The 17,196-nt window shown below is 53.8% G+C and carries 15 protein-coding genes; 8 read left to right on the top strand and 7 right to left on the bottom strand.

Annotation, left to right across the window (positions count from 1 at the left end; genetic code table 11):
* Positions 1 to 53: 53 nt before the first annotated feature.
* Entirely contained in the window at positions 54 to 1,049 is a 996-nt protein-coding gene (locus tag CTR53_RS07195; protein ID WP_290810563.1) for a hypothetical protein, read from the bottom strand.
* Positions 1,050 to 1,231: 182 nt separating this feature from the next.
* Between CTR53_RS07195 and CTR53_RS07200 the strand changes: the two genes are divergently transcribed.
* Complete coding sequence (locus tag CTR53_RS07200) at positions 1,232 to 4,990, top strand: hypothetical protein (protein WP_290810566.1); 3,759 nt, start codon at positions 1,232 to 1,234, stop codon at positions 4,988 to 4,990.
* A gap of 131 nt (positions 4,991 to 5,121) precedes the next feature.
* Here the strand turns inward: CTR53_RS07200 and CTR53_RS07205 are convergent, their stop codons facing one another.
* Entirely contained in the window at positions 5,122 to 5,997 is an 876-nt protein-coding gene (locus CTR53_RS07205) for a hypothetical protein (RefSeq protein WP_290810569.1), read from the bottom strand.
* Between the two features lie 305 nt (positions 5,998 to 6,302).
* The gene (locus CTR53_RS07210; protein ID WP_290810572.1) at positions 6,303 to 7,076 is read right to left on the bottom strand and encodes a pentapeptide repeat-containing protein; all 774 of its coding nucleotides are present in this window, start codon (positions 7,074 to 7,076) and stop codon (positions 6,303 to 6,305) included.
* Positions 7,077 to 7,263: 187 nt separating this feature from the next.
* Between CTR53_RS07210 and CTR53_RS07215 the strand changes: the two genes are divergently transcribed.
* From CTR53_RS07215 to CTR53_RS07225, 3 genes are all read left to right on the top strand, one after another.
* The gene (locus CTR53_RS07215; protein WP_290810575.1) at positions 7,264 to 7,851 is read left to right on the top strand and encodes a site-specific integrase; all 588 of its coding nucleotides are present in this window, start codon (positions 7,264 to 7,266) and stop codon (positions 7,849 to 7,851) included.
* Positions 7,852 to 7,951: 100 nt separating this feature from the next.
* Positions 7,952 to 8,941, top strand: a complete 990-nt coding sequence (locus tag CTR53_RS07220) for a hypothetical protein (RefSeq protein WP_290810578.1) — start codon at positions 7,952 to 7,954, stop codon at positions 8,939 to 8,941.
* Positions 8,942 to 9,019: 78 nt separating this feature from the next.
* Positions 9,020 to 9,346 carry a DUF3768 domain-containing protein gene (locus CTR53_RS07225; protein ID WP_290810581.1) on the top strand — a complete coding sequence of 109 codons (327 nt, stop codon included), beginning with the start codon at positions 9,020 to 9,022 and terminating at the stop codon, positions 9,344 to 9,346.
* Here CTR53_RS07225 and CTR53_RS07230 read toward each other — a convergent pair.
* Positions 9,343 to 9,822 (bottom strand): helix-turn-helix transcriptional regulator, encoded by a 480-nt coding sequence (locus tag CTR53_RS07230; protein WP_290810584.1) that lies wholly within the window; start codon positions 9,820 to 9,822, stop codon positions 9,343 to 9,345. The two genes, CTR53_RS07225 and CTR53_RS07230, sit on opposite strands and share 4 nt — an antisense overlap.
* A 42-nt stretch (positions 9,823 to 9,864) precedes the next feature.
* Here CTR53_RS07230 and CTR53_RS07235 point away from each other — a divergent pair, with 42 nt between their 5' ends.
* From CTR53_RS07235 to CTR53_RS07245, 4 genes are all read left to right on the top strand, one after another.
* Positions 9,865 to 10,842, top strand: a complete 978-nt coding sequence (locus tag CTR53_RS07235; protein WP_290810587.1) for a dienelactone hydrolase family protein — start codon at positions 9,865 to 9,867, stop codon at positions 10,840 to 10,842.
* Between the two features lie 385 nt (positions 10,843 to 11,227).
* Positions 11,228 to 11,974 carry a DNA/RNA non-specific endonuclease gene (locus CTR53_RS21220; protein ID WP_367158956.1) on the top strand — a complete coding sequence of 249 codons (747 nt, stop codon included), beginning with the start codon at positions 11,228 to 11,230 and terminating at the stop codon, positions 11,972 to 11,974.
* 33 nt (positions 11,975 to 12,007) lie between these two features.
* Complete coding sequence (locus CTR53_RS07240) at positions 12,008 to 13,192, top strand: hypothetical protein (protein ID WP_290810589.1); 1,185 nt, start codon at positions 12,008 to 12,010, stop codon at positions 13,190 to 13,192.
* A 150-nt stretch (positions 13,193 to 13,342) separates the two neighbouring features.
* Positions 13,343 to 14,215 (top strand): hypothetical protein, encoded by an 873-nt coding sequence (locus CTR53_RS07245; protein WP_290810591.1) that lies wholly within the window; start codon positions 13,343 to 13,345, stop codon positions 14,213 to 14,215.
* A 362-nt stretch (positions 14,216 to 14,577) separates the two neighbouring features.
* Here the strand turns inward: CTR53_RS07245 and CTR53_RS07250 are convergent, their stop codons facing one another.
* The 3 genes from CTR53_RS07250 to CTR53_RS07260 all read right to left on the bottom strand — a co-directional run bounded on the left by CTR53_RS07250 (position 14,578) and on the right by CTR53_RS07260 (position 17,187).
* Positions 14,578 to 15,432, bottom strand: coding sequence for an SDR family oxidoreductase (locus CTR53_RS07250; protein WP_290810593.1), 855 nt, complete (start codon positions 15,430 to 15,432; stop codon positions 14,578 to 14,580).
* Positions 15,429 to 15,803 carry a nuclear transport factor 2 family protein gene (locus CTR53_RS07255; RefSeq protein WP_290810596.1) on the bottom strand — a complete coding sequence of 125 codons (375 nt, stop codon included), beginning with the start codon at positions 15,801 to 15,803 and terminating at the stop codon, positions 15,429 to 15,431. Before CTR53_RS07255 ends, CTR53_RS07250 begins: the two co-directional genes overlap by 4 nt.
* A 232-nt stretch (positions 15,804 to 16,035) precedes the next feature.
* Complete coding sequence (locus CTR53_RS07260; protein WP_290810599.1) at positions 16,036 to 17,187, bottom strand: CaiB/BaiF CoA-transferase family protein; 1,152 nt, start codon at positions 17,185 to 17,187, stop codon at positions 16,036 to 16,038.
* Between the last annotated feature and the right edge of the window lie 9 nt (positions 17,188 to 17,196).

The raw sequence follows: 17,196 nt of genomic DNA on the forward strand, positions 1-17,196 counted from the left end.
ATGTAGGTGCGTTTGTGGGTATAGCGCCTTTTACCCGTTGATAATCACGGATACTAATCTTCTGTAGATTCTCCGTGAACATTGGCCAGCGCATTGATGACCCACAATTCCTCATTGCCGCTTTTATGAAGAATTTTATTGTACTTGGTTTGAGACCGTAAGCGTTCGTATCGCTTTCTAAATTCTGGCGCGCTTCTCCAGAACTCAAGTGTCTCTTTCCGGCCAATTATTTCTCGAAATGTATTCCCTATGGTGCGGACTCGATAATCTTTGAGGCCGCTTCCAGACAATTTTCTCGCGGGATAAATCTCGTTTCTTTGGCTTGGAATGTTCTTGTGAATCTTCAATAGGAGACGAGGGGAAAGCGCGACTAAAATATCGGACTTTGCGATTAAAATTGGAGAGTCGCAAAGTGCTAGATCGGCTTCCTCAGTAAAGAATAGAGACCATTTAGAATTGATGAGGGGCATTACGAGCTTCATCATAAATACCGGATCAGACAGCATCCACTTCAGCATGATTAAGTGCTCGAATTTTGGCGACCCAATTTCATCGCCCCATTCAATCATCGCATTCATAACGGAATGACTACGCATATTCTGAATGGCTATGAAATTCGCCAGGAATGTCTTTTCTTCTAACGAATCGATGCGGTGCTTCTTCGTCACTTCAAGCAGTGTTTTATACACCGGGGTATTCTCAATCGCTGTGAATACGTTTTCAAAATCAAGGTAGATCGGATACTCCTCATGTGTATTCTCTAAGAGGAATTTCTCATACATTTCTGGGCGGTGGCGCTGGCAGAAAGCTTCGGCTTGCTCCTTGGATATCTCTGCAATGCCCATTCCTTTGTCGACGTGCACGTTTTCAGTTATCTGAGCGATGATTGAATCGGATTTTATATTAAGTGCATGTACAGCTTGTCGCCGCGCTTTCCCGGGCAATGGAGTTCCGGTGACGAAGGCTTGATAGTATTCGCGATTCCACAACGCGGTCCAAAGGCAAGGATTGTAGTGGGTGCGTGATGTTATCTGAACGGTTTTGCCCAAGATTTTCTCTGCTTGCTCTGGGGGTGCAATCAACGCCGGTTGAGAATGGGACCAAGCATGTGCTGCATATCAATTCCAGGTAAATGTTCACTGGCGAGCATGATTCCAATTATGCGGTTAGGTTCGCACAAAGAGTGAGCCAGAATAAAATGTTGGATGTCCGAATCGAGTGGTGAATAGTATTGTATTCTGCAATCACAGCTACCGATCTCTCTCAATGGGCTGATCGCCGCGAGGCGCAGTCCCAATTGCCGGTGTTGATACGTAGGCTGATCCATTGCAGCGGCCTCCCGCTAACAGCCATCAGCTTTCCCGGCGGCGATTCTGTTCAACTCGGAGGGTTTGATGGTGTTTTAGAGGCGGCGGCCGGAAACGTTTGGATACCGGCTGGAAAATCCATTTGGGAAATGGGCTGCGATCGCAAAATAAAACAGAAAGCTGACGACGATTACCGGAAGCGTACCGTTGGCCTTGAGGAGCCGGATCGCCAGCACTCAACTTTTATATTCGTAACTTTGCGGCGCTGGCCTGCTAAGGCGGCTTGGGTTGCAAACAGAAGGGCCGAAGGCAAGTGGGCAGATGTTCGTTGCCTAGATGCGGATGATCTTGAGCAATGGATCGAGGTAATTCCAACCGCCGCAGTATGGCTTGCCCGCGCAATGGGGAGATCCATTGATGGGCTGCTATCTGGTAGCGATTTCTGGCAGATATGGTCAGGCGCGGCACATCCGGCAATTCCAGCAAATCTTATATTGGCGGGACGGGATGATTTAATCTCACGCCTGCTGAACTTGCTCGATAGTCGTCAATCACGAGCTATCACTGTTGCCGCAGATTCACGCCAGGAGGCAATCGCGTTTGTCTGCGCGGCGTTGGCAACGCAGCCGAAGTTAATTGATCAATTGGTCGTTGCCGAGGGCCATGCCGAGCTCGACAATCGTGGGCAGCCTGACGCGAGGATCGTTGTGCTCTCTGACGCGGTGCTGGAAGAGCGATTTGCCTATCTCGCGGCACAAGGCACGTTAGTTGCCCCGGTAGTGAGGGGGCAGGCTGGGCGCGACGTAGATATAGACCTTGAGCCGCTTGGGGGTGAGCAGTTTGAGAAAAGTCTGGAGGGCTTAGGGTTGTCATCTCATGAGGTGACTGCTGCAGCACGTGAGAGCGGCCGATCCGTCACAATCCTTCGCCGCCGCTGGGCTGTGACGCCATCCTTGGCTCAGCCCAGTTGGTCAGGCGATTCTGATATCGCTAGGAAGCTGGTACCGTTCGCATTGTGCGGAGCTTGGAATCTCGATCGGGATGGGGACATCCGTACGTTAGCGGCAATCGCCAATCTGTCAAACGAGCAGATCGAGCAGGATGGGGCTGAACTTCTAGCTCTGGATGATGCGCCAATCGAAGCGATCGGCCGCTACAATCGTGTCGTATCGCAAATCGACGCGCTATTTGCAATCGGTCGGCGAATCTTAAGTAGTGACCTGGATCGATTCTTCTCGGTAGTCGAACAAGCGATTAGCGTTCGTGATCCAGCACTTGATCTTCCTGAGGAAGAGCGGTGGATGGCCAATGTCCTGGGCAAAGAACATCCATTCTCCGGGGCTCTCTTGAAGGGAATTGGAAATGCCCTTGTTCTGTTTTCTATCAACGGCAATGCAATTTGTGGTCAGCGGCTTGGCATAGATATACAGGGCCGTACGAGCGCACTAGTCTCGCGCCTCCTCACCGACCTCAACGAAGAGCAGTGGTTGTCCATCCGTGGCAGTCTTCGACTGCTTGCAGAGGCATCTCCCAATGCATTCCTGGCAGCGATAGAGCGAGAATTGGCCTCTGCTAGCCCAGCGATCATGGCGTTGATGCCGGTCACGAAGGGAGGGGCGGGCGGTGACTGTCGGCGGACGGAGTTGCTTTGGGCCTTGGAGCTTCTGGGCTGGAGTCCTCAAACTTATGGGCGAGTGGTGGATATTCTCGCCCGATTGAGCCGTGTTCCGCTGGACGACAACTGGAACAACAAGCCATCAAACAGCTTGCATTCCTTGTTCCGTGCCTGGTTGCCCAAAACTGCATCACCTATCGAAACACGCATTGCGACGCTTAAGCGACTGTTTGATACCGAGCCGATGATTGCCTTTGCTCAAGCGATCAGTCTAATCGACACGCGTTTTGCGTCGGCTATGGATAATGCCCGCCCACGCTGGCGTAGTGACGCGGCAAACGCCGGACGTGGCGTCAACCAAGATGAGTATCGGGATATGATCTTGGCGGCATCGGACTTGCTGTTAAGTAGAGTCTCGTATGACCTGGGCCAATTGAAGCAGCTTTTACCGATTATTGTACGACTTACTAACGAGGATCAAGCGCGCTTCTGGAGGATCGTCGAAAGGTGGGTGGCGGAAGCATCTGATGGAGATAGGGCGGAGTTGCGGGAGACTTTGCGCCAATTTGTCTCTCGACGCAGCAAGAAGAAGCATCATGTTGCTGATGCGGAGTTGGCCTTCCGGCAGCTAGAGCCGTCTGACCTGTGTCAACGCCATAAGTGGTTGTTTGACAGCCATTGGATCGAGTTCTCCGCAGATGAACTGGCGGAAGACCTGGATCATAGCGATCGTCAGAAACGCACAGACGAGGCGCGAGTATTGGCGTTACGCGAAATTCATGCAGAACGCGGTGCTGAAATTGTTTTTGATTTTGCATTGACGGCAAAGCAGCCAGGTCTTGTCGCTCACTATATCGCTAGGAAGCTTCAAGAATTGTTCCCGGTAGAGCAAGTCATGAAGTTCGTGAAAGAAGCCATGCCATGCGAGGCGGTCAAGAATTTCAGAATTGGCTATTTTGCCTCGATTGAGTCAGAATCTTTACGCCAGGTTCTGCAAGAGGTTTCCGGTGAATTCACTGAAGGGCGAATGCCGATTGAAGATTTCGTGGGTGTGCTATGTGATGCACCCACCGGAAGAGTAGTGTGGAGTATCGTTGATAGATGTATCGACGAAGTTAGGGCAGGGTATTGGTCGAAAGTGAATGTGGGTTGGTTCGATTGGAGCGAAGAAGACGTAGTCATCATCATCGAAAACCTATTAAGGGCTAAAAGGCCACGCTCGGCATTTTTTGCTATCAGACTAGATAAAAAGCTAGTTTCCGCTCAATCCATGTATGACGTGTTGTATGCCCTTATGACGGTTGACCAGGAAGGTGCCTCGCTTCCGAACGCTCACGATATTGGGGATGCATTCAAAATTCTCGATCAGCAATCAGAATTTGATAGATCGTTGGTGGCGAATCTCGAATTTGGCTACTGTCATGCCCTTGTTCAGACCAGTAGAGGATTGCGCGATCTTGGCCGCCAGCTGACGGCTGATCCTGCCCAGTATGTTCAGATGCTAAGTTATATCTACAGGCGGGATGACGACGGCACGGATCCAGAAGGTTGGCAAATAGCTGACGAACGGCAGGCTAGGAACGTTGGCGAACTGTGTCGAGAAGTTGTCGATTACTGGAACGTGGTGAAAGCCTTTACGCTCGACGAGGCATTTGATGGCCTCGCCTTTAAGGATTGGATTGTTAAGTGCAGAGCGGCGGCATCCAATGTAGCCCGCAGTGAAATTGTCGATTTCAAGATTGGTACGATGTTGGCCTGGGAGGCGCATAAGGGCATGGAAGTTTGGCCTAGACTTGATGTGTGTGATGTTCTGGAATCTGGAATTGACTCGATGCGCAACGGCTTCGATAACGGAGTGTTCAATGCGCGCGGCATGACGAGTAGGGGTGCCTACGAAGGTGGGCAGCAAGAGAGGAATCTAGCCCAACGGTTCGACGACTACGCTTTAGCACTCGAAGTGAGTCACCCAAAAGTGGCGGCGACGATTCATGGCCTGGCAGATGGGTATCGTCGTGACGGGGACCGAAACGACCGCCAGGCAAGGCTAAGCCAAATCTATGATTTATGAGTACTGCCTATATCATGACAACGAACTCTTCGTCCTCGACAGCTTCGAGCATGCGCTCCAATCGTCGTTGCGCTTTGCCACGTCGCAATCGGCTCGTTTTTTAAACCCCCAGACTCATGGGTTTATTTTACCTATGGGAAGAGGCGGCACCAGTGATTTGGTGCACCTTGTTGATCAGCGGGAACTTTGAAGTTTTTAAACAGTAGCCAATCGTGATCCCGATCAAAGCGGTGTTTGGGATTGGCATATTCCTCAAAGCGGTGGCGGGTTCGAATCAACGGCCTATCGGTCAAAATATCCACGATTGGCGCATATACGGTCACCGCGACAATGCGGCCAGTCCCACGCAGAAATGCATTCACTACAGCCGTAATTTGATTCTGCAAGTCCGCAGTGGCGAGCCAGGTTTTAGGTACCTTGATAAAGATCATGCCGGGCTTGTCTGCAGGCAGGTTGCGCTTCCGGGCGTCATCCAGCGAGTTTCGGATTGTCGCGGGGTTGATCGTCGTTCCCTCTAGGCGGCATTTGGCGTCAGCGCAGGCAATTACTCCATTGGGGTATCGAATTTTGAAATCGTAATCCGAGCCTTTGACCTTGCTCGGTTTCACAAAACCGAAGGCAACTTTGTGCCAGTACAGGAACCGTGCAAAATCGAACTCCGCCATGCTGGCCTCCAGATCGGCGGTTTTCATGTCTTCGATCTTGTCGTAGAAGCCCGGAACGATTTGCAGATTGAACAGCGTTTCAGCCAGATCGACCAAGCGGAATGATTTCGTCTCTCGTGCCACCGAGTCGCAGAATTCTAATCTGAGAAAGGTTGGCGGCTGCTTATTGTCCTCGTCCTGGACTACGTTCGCTTCCACCCATTCGACACCGAAGAAGTGTTTCAAAATGACGGCGGATACGTTGAACGTCAGGCGGCCATAATCCTGCACAACCTCATCCGGTAGGGTGTCCACCCACGCCTGTAGCTTTCCGAGGGTCAATAGTGAAGGGCGATTGGCCATTATTCGAATCGTGCCTTCCGACTTAATAGTTGCCGTATTCTGAGCGGACGGTAAGCGCGCATTTTCAGTGCGAACTTGTAGCTAAGGTCCGCCGAAATGCGTGAATTTCCACGCCGGTTTTGCAGTATTTTTGCAGTACGGTTCCTAAAGGAAACCGCATTATTCGTTTAAGTTGTTGATTGATTTGGAGCGGGTGAGGGGAATCGAACCCCCGTCGTAAGCTTGGGAATGCCAATCGACTAAGATTCAAATTAGTACATCCGGTAATGTACGAATGATCCCGGTAGATTTCTGACGATCTCTACTCAGTGATCTTCTCGCGGCCGAGCGGAAGCTGCGTTCTGCAGCCCATCTCGCTGCGCTGCCGTGAGTTTGCATCCAAAGAGATTGGCATCTCTCACGTTTGTCTTTGCAAACACCGCGCCTTCGAACACGCTTTCGGCCAGATGGGCATGGCCAAAATTCGCCTGGCGCAGGTCAGCATCCTCAAAATGCGCAGCCCCAAAGACCCCTCTGAGGTCAGCCTGACGTAAGTCGGCCGCGGTAAAGTCGACGCCGTCGATCGTGACGTTGATGCGGCTGCCGCTTAGATCGGCCTGATTGAGCTTGGCACCCGAGAGACCTTCCCCGCAGTACCAGTGCCGCCCCTCACCGAATGAGTTTGGCCAGTCGAATTGGCTATCTAGGATCTGGGCACTTGTCAGCCGCGCTCGGGTCAGATCGACGCAGCGCAAATCGCAATCGAGCAGCATCGCGCCGGACAGGTCGCAGCCCGTCATATGCGAGCGGAAGAACCTTGTCTCGATGGCCTTGATGCTCTGCATGTTGGCGCCAGTGAAATTGGCATGTCTCAGCTCCCAGCGACCGAAGCGAAGCTCACTTAAGTCATAGCCGCCCAGGTCGGCGATTTGCCCACCAGGCTGCCGGCGGTGCCACAGGCCATGCCGATGGGCGGTGGCCTCCAATTCAACCTGGCTGATCCGATGGGGGGCTGAGGGAGCAGGGTGTGCCTCAAGCGGCATGGGCGCGGCCAGGCTGAGGCCAGAGCTAGCAAGAAAATGACGCCGGGTGATGGGCATAGGGGTGCCTTTCTTTACATCCTATAGGGGTGATTCGTGGTTCAGGGCGGTTGGTTCGGCACGGGCCGGGTGGGCCAGAAATCGCCTAAAATACTGGTATAATTGGGCTATTGACGGTTCGCCTGCATTCTTATATTCTACTTATACGAGTATTTCAAGTTGAAATCTTTAACTTTTGAGAGGGGCTATGCCAGGTAAACAGGCCAAAGTGCTGACACCAGGTCAGTTACAAACCGCCTTAAGGGCGGCGGGGAAGGGCAAACACGGGCTCAGGAACCAGGTGATGTTATTGCTATCGATCAAAGCCGGTTTGAGGGCGGGGGAGATCGCTGGGCTGACTTGGGAGATGGTCAGTACGGCCGATGGCAAGATCGCCAGCCAGATCGGTTTAGAAGACCGTATCGCTAAGAAGCGGTCAGGGCGGGTCATCCCGATGCATGCCGAGCTCAAGACGGCCTTGCTGAAGCTCAAGAAGCAGGCTGGCCGGTTTAGCGAACCGTCTGACCGGGTGGTGCGCTCTGAGCGGGGTGAGGCGATGCGGGCCACTAGCGTGGTCAACTGGTTTCACAGCTTCTATCAGCGGGTCGGCTTCGAGGGCTGCTCGTCGCATTCTGGCCGTCGCACCTTTATTACCCGGGCAGCCCGGTTGGTCGCCAAGGCCGGGGGGAGCCTGAGAGACGTACAGATTTTGGCTGGGCACCGATCGATCGATCAGACCCAGGCCTACATTGACGGTGACGAGCGTAGCCAGCGGCGCCTAGTAGCCCTGCTGTAGCCTTCCAGAGGCTGGCCCTATGGCTGGGGCCTAAAAGCAGCCCACGCGTCCTGCAAGGGCGCCCCTTAGTACCCCACCCAACCTGACAATTGAGGACGATATGACCCGGCAGACCGTACGGTCGGCGCGGCTTGTCTCTGTGTGCCTACTCGGCAAGAAGGCAATCCGCGTTAGACAGAACCGCATCAGAACAGAGTTTGCCCTAGCGGTGATCAGAGCCATGCAGGCGGCCGACTGGCCCCCCATCGATGCCATAGTTTTCCCAGGCGGCTATCTGAGGGCAAAGGGCTTCATCGGTCATCAAACCCACCGGGAGCGCTGCTGGGCACTGGCCAACGAGGGTTTCTGGTCTGGCCTGAAGGATGTCTCCAAGGCGCTGGAACGTCACTCCAAAGGGGCGGTGCTCGCCATGGGCTGCGACTCTGCCGCGCCCAACTCCGTCGAGATTGGTGACCAATGCTGTCTGGCTCTAACGGCCGGCAAGCTGGTGGGCCTAGCTCGCAAGATCTTCCCTGCACCCTTGGATACGGTTGGCGACTATCTGCCGATCGTGCCGGCGCTGCCCGACTACAGCAGCCGATATAGGTTTGTCGGCCTGCCGAATGGCCAACAGGCCATGCTGGCAGCTTGTTACGACCTATTTGGCCTGTCGGAGGATCGGCCGAAACCTGGTGCTCGGTCGCGGCATATTCGGGCGCTGTGGGATGATGGGCGGTACTTTGATGGCCATCAGGCCAGACGAACAAGAGAACAAGCTGTCTCAGCCTGGCGCGGCTTGCTGGTGGCGCAAAGGCCACGGCTAGCGCTCTGTGCGATTCATGGCTTCAAGCGCCCTGGCTTAGATGGCTTTTGGCAACGGCACGGTATTGCGACGGCCTCTGCAGCCCTCAAAGGCGGGTTGGTGGTAGGGGCAGCGCATTTTGCCGCCAATCTGCCCAAGCCCGAGGCCTCAACCCTCGCGTCAGTCCGGGTGCCAGCCTGGCATATCGAGGCCGGGCTCAACCGGCAGGCCAGGCGGCTGACGCCCGTTGATGCCTTTGAGCTCCATCACGCTGGCCTAAGTGCCTTAGTGCGGCTTTTCGAGCGCTAAGGCCTAAACCCACCTAGTCACAACACATCCGATCACAGCAATCGACCAGCCCTGCTGGCCGAAATGGAGACTTATGTCATGAACAAAACTGACCGTATCCGTGAGCTCAATGATGCGTTCCGCCGCACCATGCTGGGCGGGCGCTTTGTCATCACCAATGGCGTGCGCAGCTTAGGGCAAACCCAACTCTCAAAAGTGGTGCAACTCGTGCAGGCCTTTGATGCATTCGAAGCCAGTAATGACCCGCATCAGGAGCACGACTTTGGATCTGTGGACTTCGACGGTAAGAAGATCTTCTGGAAGATCGACTATTACGACAGGCAGTTGAAATACGGGTCTGAGAATCCGGCTAACCCGGCGATCACCATGCGTGTGATGACTATAATGCTAGCGGAGGAGTATTAGCGCTTACGCGAAGTAGCCTTCACGATCGCCGTATTTATCTCCGCGACATCAGTTGGCGTTGCTGAGTGATCACCCCGGATAATTTTTCGGAAACGACTGACAAGCTCTTCTTGCCTAACTTCGTCAGGCGATAGCTTGCGAGGTGAAACCCAGTCGAATAAGTCGAGCAGGCTTACCTTCAGAGCATCTGCAATATCAAACAACGTCGATAATCGGGTCGAGGTGGTGCCTGTCTCGATGTTTGAGATCACTTCATCGGTTTTGCTGATTAGCTCGCCAAGCTCTTCCTGAGTTAGAGCTCGTTCTTTGCGGAGCTCTCTAATGCGGCGTCCTAAAAGCTTGTTCCGTTCACCAGGTTTCATATACCGACTTTGAGTCGGCGCGGTTGTTAAAACCATCGACGCAAAATCGATAACAAATGTTGACTGGCTTGGAATATCGACTTTAAATCGATGCGATGTCTCGAAGCATTTCAAATGCCGACTTTATCTCGGTATCCACACAAAATTGGGGGGATAATGTATAAGTGGCTTATCGCTGCCTTGGTGGCGGCTCACGCTGCGGCTTTGCCGGTCAAAGCTGAAACCTTATCCACATTAGAAGCAGGTCAGACCGGCAAGCTGACCTTCATGGGTGAGACACCCAAAAACTACGATTACCTCATTCGTGGCCTGTTAGATGCGACGCCGCTGACCGGCACACTAGTGATGCCGAAAAATGCAAAAAGCAAAGTACCCGCGGTGGTCATCATCCACGGCAGCGGTGGCCTGTCAGACCGCGAGACCGACTGGGCTGAATTCTTCGTTCAAAACGGCTGGGCAGCCTTCTATATCGACAGTTTCACCGATCGCGGCCTCAAAGGCACCGGCAGCAACCAAAGCGCTCTTAGTTATTCAGCCGGGATTGCCGACGCCTATTCAGGGCTGCGGCTATTGGCCACCCATCCAGGCATCGACCCCAAGCGCATCGCCCTCATTGGCTTCTCGCGAGGTGGCACCGCTGCGGCCTACAGCATCTTTGACAAACTGCGTCGGCCGGTATCGCCCGATCATAAATTCGCGGCGCATGTGGCGCTCTACCCAGGTTGTTCCATGTGGTCAGAACAGACCACCGGCGCGCCGATGCGCATCTATGTTGGCGACCAAGACGATTACGAGCGGCCAGAGACATGTCAGCGATTTGCCGAAATGCTCAGAGCTAAGGGTGTCGACGCCCAGGTCACCATCTACCCAAGTGTACGTCACGGCTTTGACCGCCAGCTGTATCGGCCTGAATACAGCGGTAAAGCAGAGCAGTGGAAGGCCTGCAATATGATGACCTTCATGGATAATTGGACCTACAAGCGCTTTGACACGGGTGAGGTGAGGCCGATTTCAGAAGTGGGCTCGTATCTGTCGACCTGCAAAGGTCTTGGCGCCGGCTCACTGGGCAATAAGCAGGCGCGTGAGCAAGTGCGGCTAGACGTGCAAAAGTTCTTAAGCGAAGTGTTCAAGTAACAGCTGACTGCCTGCGACACGCTCAGCAGAATCTCACCAGTAGATTTTCCCTCTTCAGGCTCCGCGGAGGTGAAATACATCCCGAGTAGGTTTCCTCAGATGAACTCCAGATGTGAGGTTAATTGGGACTGTAGGCTGCACGCCACCGCATACAAAAATATTCACTGCAATAGCCTATGGTCGCGCCAATCTGAAAAATCGCTCCCAGCCAATGATCTACCCACTATAGTGACATGGGGGGTGTCGGGGGGATTGCCAATACATGGTGACCGCGCGACATGGCAGGCAGGGCAACATGACATACGGTGCAGACACGGAAGGAGAGCGGTCAACGCAATCTCCAAAAACCGCAATCATCCATATCCGCGGCATCTATATCGGCTTGATGCTATTGGCGCCGAGCTATGCACACGCTGATATCAATTGTTTGCAAGAGTGCCCTATAGGATCACCGGCCCACAATACATTGCTATCACGGCCTACTCATACATTGAGCAACAATCCGGAGACAAAATTTTCCGATTGGGTAGCCTACCGCGTAAACCCTAAGAACTTTGGGAGAGGACAACGTCGAAATTGGCAGCGTGATCCAGATCTAGCTGAAGATAGTACATTGGCGCCGGCTGACTATAAGGGAATAGGCACAAATCTACGTGCAGACCGCGGCCACCAGGCCCCGCTCGCATCATTCTCTGCAAATGCGGAGTGGTATAAAACAAACTACCTGTCGAACATCACACCCCAGTACAAACAGCTTAATCGCGGGCCCTGGAAGCATCTTGAGGATGCTGAGAGGAAGTTCGCGATGAACAACAAAAAGATCGCTCTCTATGTGGTGACGGGGCCTCTCTATGAGAGGCATATGCCACCTCTACCCAACGCAAAGAAACCTCACAGGGTGCCGAGCGGCTACTGGAAGTTCATTGGTTTTCAAGAAGGCACTCAGGTCTCTTGGGCCTCCTTTGTATTTGACCAACGGACGAAATCGTCAGGGCGCTATTGCGATCACTTGGAGAGTTTAAAATCGTTGGAGCAGCGAGCGGGACTTTCGGTTCTAAGCGTAGATGTACCAGATCATATGCGGCGACTACCTAGCACAACGGATCTAGCTAAGGGCTTGGGCTGTAAATAAGAACTAAATCTTGGCCTGTTAGGTGAGGGTGTAATGATAGACATCGGGGACTCTGTATCTCTTTATTTATATATGATCGTTTCAGTCATATTGTTCTTCGCAATTGTGCTTTTGCCACTCATTCCCGTCACAAGGTTCACCGTGTATGGATGGGGTGAGCGCAGAAATGAGATTCTACAAAAGATAGATCCTGACGTGATCGAAGCTTATGTTGATAGGTTTATGCCCGTAAGTTCATTTTGGGACGTACTGCGTGATCCCTCAGGTGGCTGGGAGCGCCACAAGCCAGGGTTTAGCGGCGGCTTTTTCGAAACGCGAGATGTTTATCTGAATCTTTTTTCAAAGCACTACGACAGCTTCTACGGAATGAACCGTTATAAGCTCCCGATTTTCTTACTTGGTTACACTCTCATAGCCGTTGCCATTACTATTACAGCCACTGTTTTGCCGAGAATTACGAATGCTGAAACCGATGCAATAATAGCATTCGTAGATGCCATTTCTGTTTTTGACCTGCCGCCAATAGTAATTTCCTCTCTATGTGGATCTTACATTTGGGTTACGTACGATTTAATTGCCCGAGCTCACCGACGAGATATGCCGCCCACGGCGATAACTCGAGCAGCGGTTCGAATTATTGTATTCATCCCCGTGGGGTATGCTTTTAGCGAAGCTTTATCTGCGCTCAATCTGTCGATCGACAATGCGATAGCAATATGTTTGGGGGCCTTCCCTCTTGAGTCAGTGTTTCGATTCATGAGGCGAATTGTGACTGTCAATCTTGGTCTCGGTAGGCAGGCTCGCGATGAGTCAGATGAGCTACAGAACCTTCAGGGCATTGATGTGAATATATCTGAACGGCTCCATGATGAGGGCATTACGACAATATTGCAGCTTGCCTACTCTAACCCTATCGATATCTCGATGCGGTGTAATCTCAGCTTCAGTACTGCCATTGATATCGTTGGCCAAGCACTGGCGTGGCTTTATATAGGCGAAAAGTTGCCGCTACTTTATAAGCTCGGCCTGAGGGGTGCCCAAGAGATAGGTGGACTTGTAGACGACTTAAAAGCAACCGGGTCCCTGCGAAAGGCCGCGCAGCTTACGCTCAATGAAGCAGCAATTATAATGGGGGTGTCGCCGACAGCCCTTTACGGGACGTTGAAAGCGATCGATGACGATCCATATGCCAATTTCCTGTTCACGGTATGGTATTAAGGTGTCTCGTGTGAAAATAACGCCTTTGATCTAGAAAAGTGAGATAACGCCCTTCGTCACCGCCAGGCCGATAATCTACTGGCCAATAGAGAAGACGTGAGATGTCCCGGAGAGGTGTGCGGTAAGCTGGCGGGATGACAAGGAGGGGGTATGACTGGAAATCCAAGTCTTGATGACATCATGGGCGCAATTCACGAGTCTGGCTATCTCATGGAGCAGGAGGTGGCCACACAATTCGAACGACGCGGCTTTCATGTCAGAACCAATGTGGCGTTCGAAGATTTAGACGAAGGGAAATCTCGTGAGCTTGATGTAAAGGCTATCAAACGGGTTTCATTTGACGATAGCGCTAGGCTCTCGGCCTATATCGAGTTGCTAGTTGAATGCAAGAACAATACGAATCCGTTTGTATTTATTGCGCGCCCGAAGAGTGACTGGGATCGGCGCCAGTGCCCGGAAGAGTTTACCTTCCCCTATCGATATCAGATGAAAAAAAATTTAGGCGGCGGTCGCAGCATGACGCGAGATATTAACGCTTTCCATCATCTCGGATTCGACCAAGTCTACCAAGCACATGTTAATGCATGGAAGGCGGTACAATTTTGCAGGATCGATCGCAAGGGGAACGGCTGGCATGCCAATCATGGTGGTCTTTATGACGCCATCTTTTATCCGATGGCTAAGGCGCTCAATGCTCGACGGAGTGCGGTGCCACAGCCATCGAGGCCGGACGATTGGCGCTACATTTGGTTGTTCTTTCCGCTTGTTGTTACATCAGGTGATTTGTTTCTGATTGACTCTAGTGCGGAGGTGCCGCGACCAACTCCTGTAGATCATGTTTCGTTTGAGCGCGAACTGAAATCAGGAAAGCTCTCGGGGTCATTTATGGTGACATTTGTACGGAGGGCGGCGTTGGAGGCCTTTCTCGACAGTGTGGTCGATCCGCTAGCTATGCTTTCGATAAGTCTTATCGAAAAGCGTCAAGAATTTTTAAAGACAACAGACCTGGACTGGTCCGACTGATTCTGTACGGGACAGAATGAACGCCATGTTGAGGCACATGATCCGACTATAAGCCGTCCATGGGTAAATGGGGGAGGGCGACTGGCCGGCTAGCTACGTTACCCGAAAGGTTAGATGATATCTCATCTTTATAGATTCCGTGAGATGGCCTCCCGCAGTGAGGCTGACTCGGCTAGTAGATTTTGCGACTTAGCCTCCAGCGGAGGTAAAATACCTGGTTGGTAGATTTTACGACTTGGCCTCCGGCGGAGACAAAATGCCTGATCAGTAGATTTTTCAAGTTCTCCACTGGCCAGTAGAGTTTAGCGCCGACGTTCGGCGTTGCCTCAAGCTGCCAATGTGGCAGCTCAGAAGCTATCGGCTTATCGCCTAAGTTGAGCCGCCCGTAGCTGGCCCGTTAGAGATGACCAGGCAATCGGGGCGCCCGCCCGCTCGGCGGCCTCGGCCCCTGGAAGGTTTTGGTCCCAAAGGTTGGCGCGAAACCGGCGCGCAGTCACGCCTTCGGCTTCAGATCCAAGCAACCAGGCAATCGGCGGTACCATGACCTCTGGCGGCAGCATTGAGGATCGTAGGATCGGGGCGTCTTGGGGAATAAAGGCCGTATCAGTCACGCCACCTGGCACCACGACGTTGACTGTGATGCCAGTTCCAAGAAGGTCCTGTGCTGCGATTGCCGACAACGATTCTGTCGCTGCCTTAGACGCCCCGTAGCCAGCACTTCCCGCGACCAGCATAGAATCCAGCGAAGTGGTGACGTTGATGATTCGGCCTTTGCCCTGACGACGAAAGATCGGAATTGCCGCTCGCATCAAGCGAAAGGCAGCTGTAGTGTTGACCGAAAGAAAAATGTCCCAAACTGGATCTGTCATCTCCCAGAACTTTGGCGGGTTCTCTAAGAAATTTTTGCGGATGATATTGCGGCCGACGCCCGCATTGTTGATCAAGGCCGTGACTGGGCCAAATTCACTAACGGCGAAGCCTACGATCTTCTCGCTCGCTTCGGGTTGCCGGAGATCGACCCGAATGAATCTGCACGCCTTTGCGAATGGCGTCTCGCTCAGCTCAGCCCTGAAAGTCTTGATAGACGTTTCAGATACATCTGCCACGACCACCGAAGCCCCACGGTGCAGCAGGCCCGTTGCGATGGCCTTACCTATCCCGGCCGCCGCGCCTGTGACGATGACGGTCTCGTCTAAGCTGTCTGCTGCGCGGCTCATGAGCGAAAAGTCGAGGGGGAGGATTGCCAGGAGACCAGGTGAGTTGAGCGTGCCTCGGCATACCAAGTAGCTGAGAACATGATGGTTGCGTCGTTGGATGTCCCGCGGGCAATGTAAGAAATATCCATCTCACCTGTAATGATGAATATTTCGCCGAATCGGCGAACATCGCTCTTGCGTGGCGCAAGCTTGGTATATTTCCGCATGCCGTCGGCGATCGATTTGATCAGAGACTGCTTGCTATCGCAGATACCATTGGTGTGAATGTATACGAGCGTGTCGCCCAAATATTCATCAAGGGCTTGCAGATTGCCGCCAATCGTGGCCTCTAGGCGCTTCGCCTCAAGATCAAGAATGCCTTGTTCGTTCACTCTGATGTCCTTCCTCGATGTCGGAATGGCAGGTTAAGCCTTTCGAATGGGCTTTTACCTTCTTGCCGAAGCGCGATCGGAAAAATTCATCAATGCCAGCGGCGAGTAAGAGCCACGGCTCGTAGCTGAGATATCCATAGGCTTCCGAAGCGCTGGGGTAAGTCGTGGGCGCTGCGGTTGGCCTCTCTCGTACCTCAGGCGACATGACGTCTCCCCTCATGCTGACGACCCTCTATTTCCCGTCAAAACTGGCGCCGGCTGCACACAAAGCCGAAATTTTAGACTCATCAAAGCCCCACTCCATCAGCGCTTCCGTGGCGCCTTCACCAATCCGCGGGGGCGGACCCGAGATCCCGCTGGGGGTACGCGAAAATCGCGGTGCAGGTGCTGGTTGTGGTACGCCGTTGATGTCGACAAAGGTTTGGCGTTCTCGATTGTGGGGATGCGACAGCGCCTCTGTCATCGACAGGATCGGCGTTAGGCAGGCATCGACGCCCTTGAAGATCGCCGCCCATTCGTCACGCGTCTTCCGTTTGATCGCCGCCGTAAAGGCCGTCTTCAGGACCGGCCATTGCGGCCTGTCGCGCTGTGCCGGCAGGGCTGCCGGATCGAGGCCGATCCGCGTCACGAATTCCGCATAGAACTGCGCCTCGATGGCGCCGACCGCGACAAACTTGCCGTCGGCCGTCTCATAGACGCCGTACCAGGGCGCGCCACCATCGAGCACGTTGGCGGCCCGGCGATCGGCCCAGGCGCCAGACGCCAGACGGCCGAAATGCGGCGCCATCAGGCTGGCCGATCCGTCGGTCATTGCGGCGTCGATTACCTGGCCCTGGCCGGACTGCCTTGCCTCCAGCAAGGCCGCGACAATGCCCAAAGCGAGATACACGCCGCCGCCGCCGAAATCGCCGACCAGGTTCAGCGGCGGCACCGGCCTGTCGCCGCCGATCGCATGCAGTGCGCCCGACAGGGCGATGTAATTGATGTCATGGCCCGCCACCGGCGCCATCGGGCCGTTTTGGCCCCAGCCGGTCATGCGGCCATAGACCAGACGCGGATTGCGTGCGAGGCAGGCGTCAGGTCCGATGCCCAGCCGCTCCGTGACGCCGGGCCGGAAGCCTTCGATCAGCGCATCGGCCTTTTCCACCAGCTGCAGCACGACGTCTGCCGCGCCGGGCGCCTTGAGGTCGAGCATCATGGAACGCCGGCCGCGGCTCATCACCTCGAACCGGTCTGCCGGTGTGTCGGGATTCGCCGGCTGCAGGCGATCGACCCGCAGCAGGTCGGCGCCCATGTCGGCCAGCAGCATGCCGCAGAACGGCCCCGGACCCATGGAGGCGATTTCCAGGATTTTTATGCCCTGCAGCGGACCCGTGCGTTTCATCTCGGGATC

The sequence above is a fragment of the Ferrovibrio sp. genome, from assembly GCF_002796975.1.
In the GTDB taxonomy this organism is placed as follows: domain Bacteria; phylum Pseudomonadota; class Alphaproteobacteria; order Ferrovibrionales; family Ferrovibrionaceae; genus Ferrovibrio.

Excerpts from the sequence above, each read along its gene's own strand:
- CTR53_RS07205 (WP_290810569.1), bottom strand. The coding sequence starts at position 5,997 with ATGGCCAATCGCCCTTCACTATTGACCCTCGGAAAGCTACAGGCGTGG.
- CTR53_RS07210 (WP_290810572.1), bottom strand. The coding sequence starts at position 7,076 with ATGCCCATCACCCGGCGTCATTTTCTTGCTAGCTCTGGCCTCAGCCTG.
- CTR53_RS07215 (WP_290810575.1), top strand. The coding sequence starts at position 7,264 with ATGCCAGGTAAACAGGCCAAAGTGCTGACACCAGGTCAGTTACAAACC.
- CTR53_RS07220 (WP_290810578.1), top strand. The coding sequence starts at position 7,952 with ATGACCCGGCAGACCGTACGGTCGGCGCGGCTTGTCTCTGTGTGCCTA.
- CTR53_RS07225 (WP_290810581.1), top strand. The coding sequence starts at position 9,020 with ATGAACAAAACTGACCGTATCCGTGAGCTCAATGATGCGTTCCGCCGC.
- CTR53_RS07235 (WP_290810587.1), top strand. The coding sequence starts at position 9,865 with ATGTATAAGTGGCTTATCGCTGCCTTGGTGGCGGCTCACGCTGCGGCT.
- CTR53_RS21220 (WP_367158956.1), top strand. The coding sequence starts at position 11,228 with ATGCTATTGGCGCCGAGCTATGCACACGCTGATATCAATTGTTTGCAA.
- CTR53_RS07240 (WP_290810589.1), top strand. The coding sequence starts at position 12,008 with ATGATAGACATCGGGGACTCTGTATCTCTTTATTTATATATGATCGTT.
- CTR53_RS07245 (WP_290810591.1), top strand. The coding sequence starts at position 13,343 with ATGACTGGAAATCCAAGTCTTGATGACATCATGGGCGCAATTCACGAG.
- CTR53_RS07250 (WP_290810593.1), bottom strand. The coding sequence starts at position 15,432 with ATGAGCCGCGCAGCAGACAGCTTAGACGAGACCGTCATCGTCACAGGC.
- CTR53_RS07260 (WP_290810599.1), bottom strand. The coding sequence starts at position 17,187 with ATGAAACGCACGGGTCCGCTGCAGGGCATAAAAATCCTGGAAATCGCC.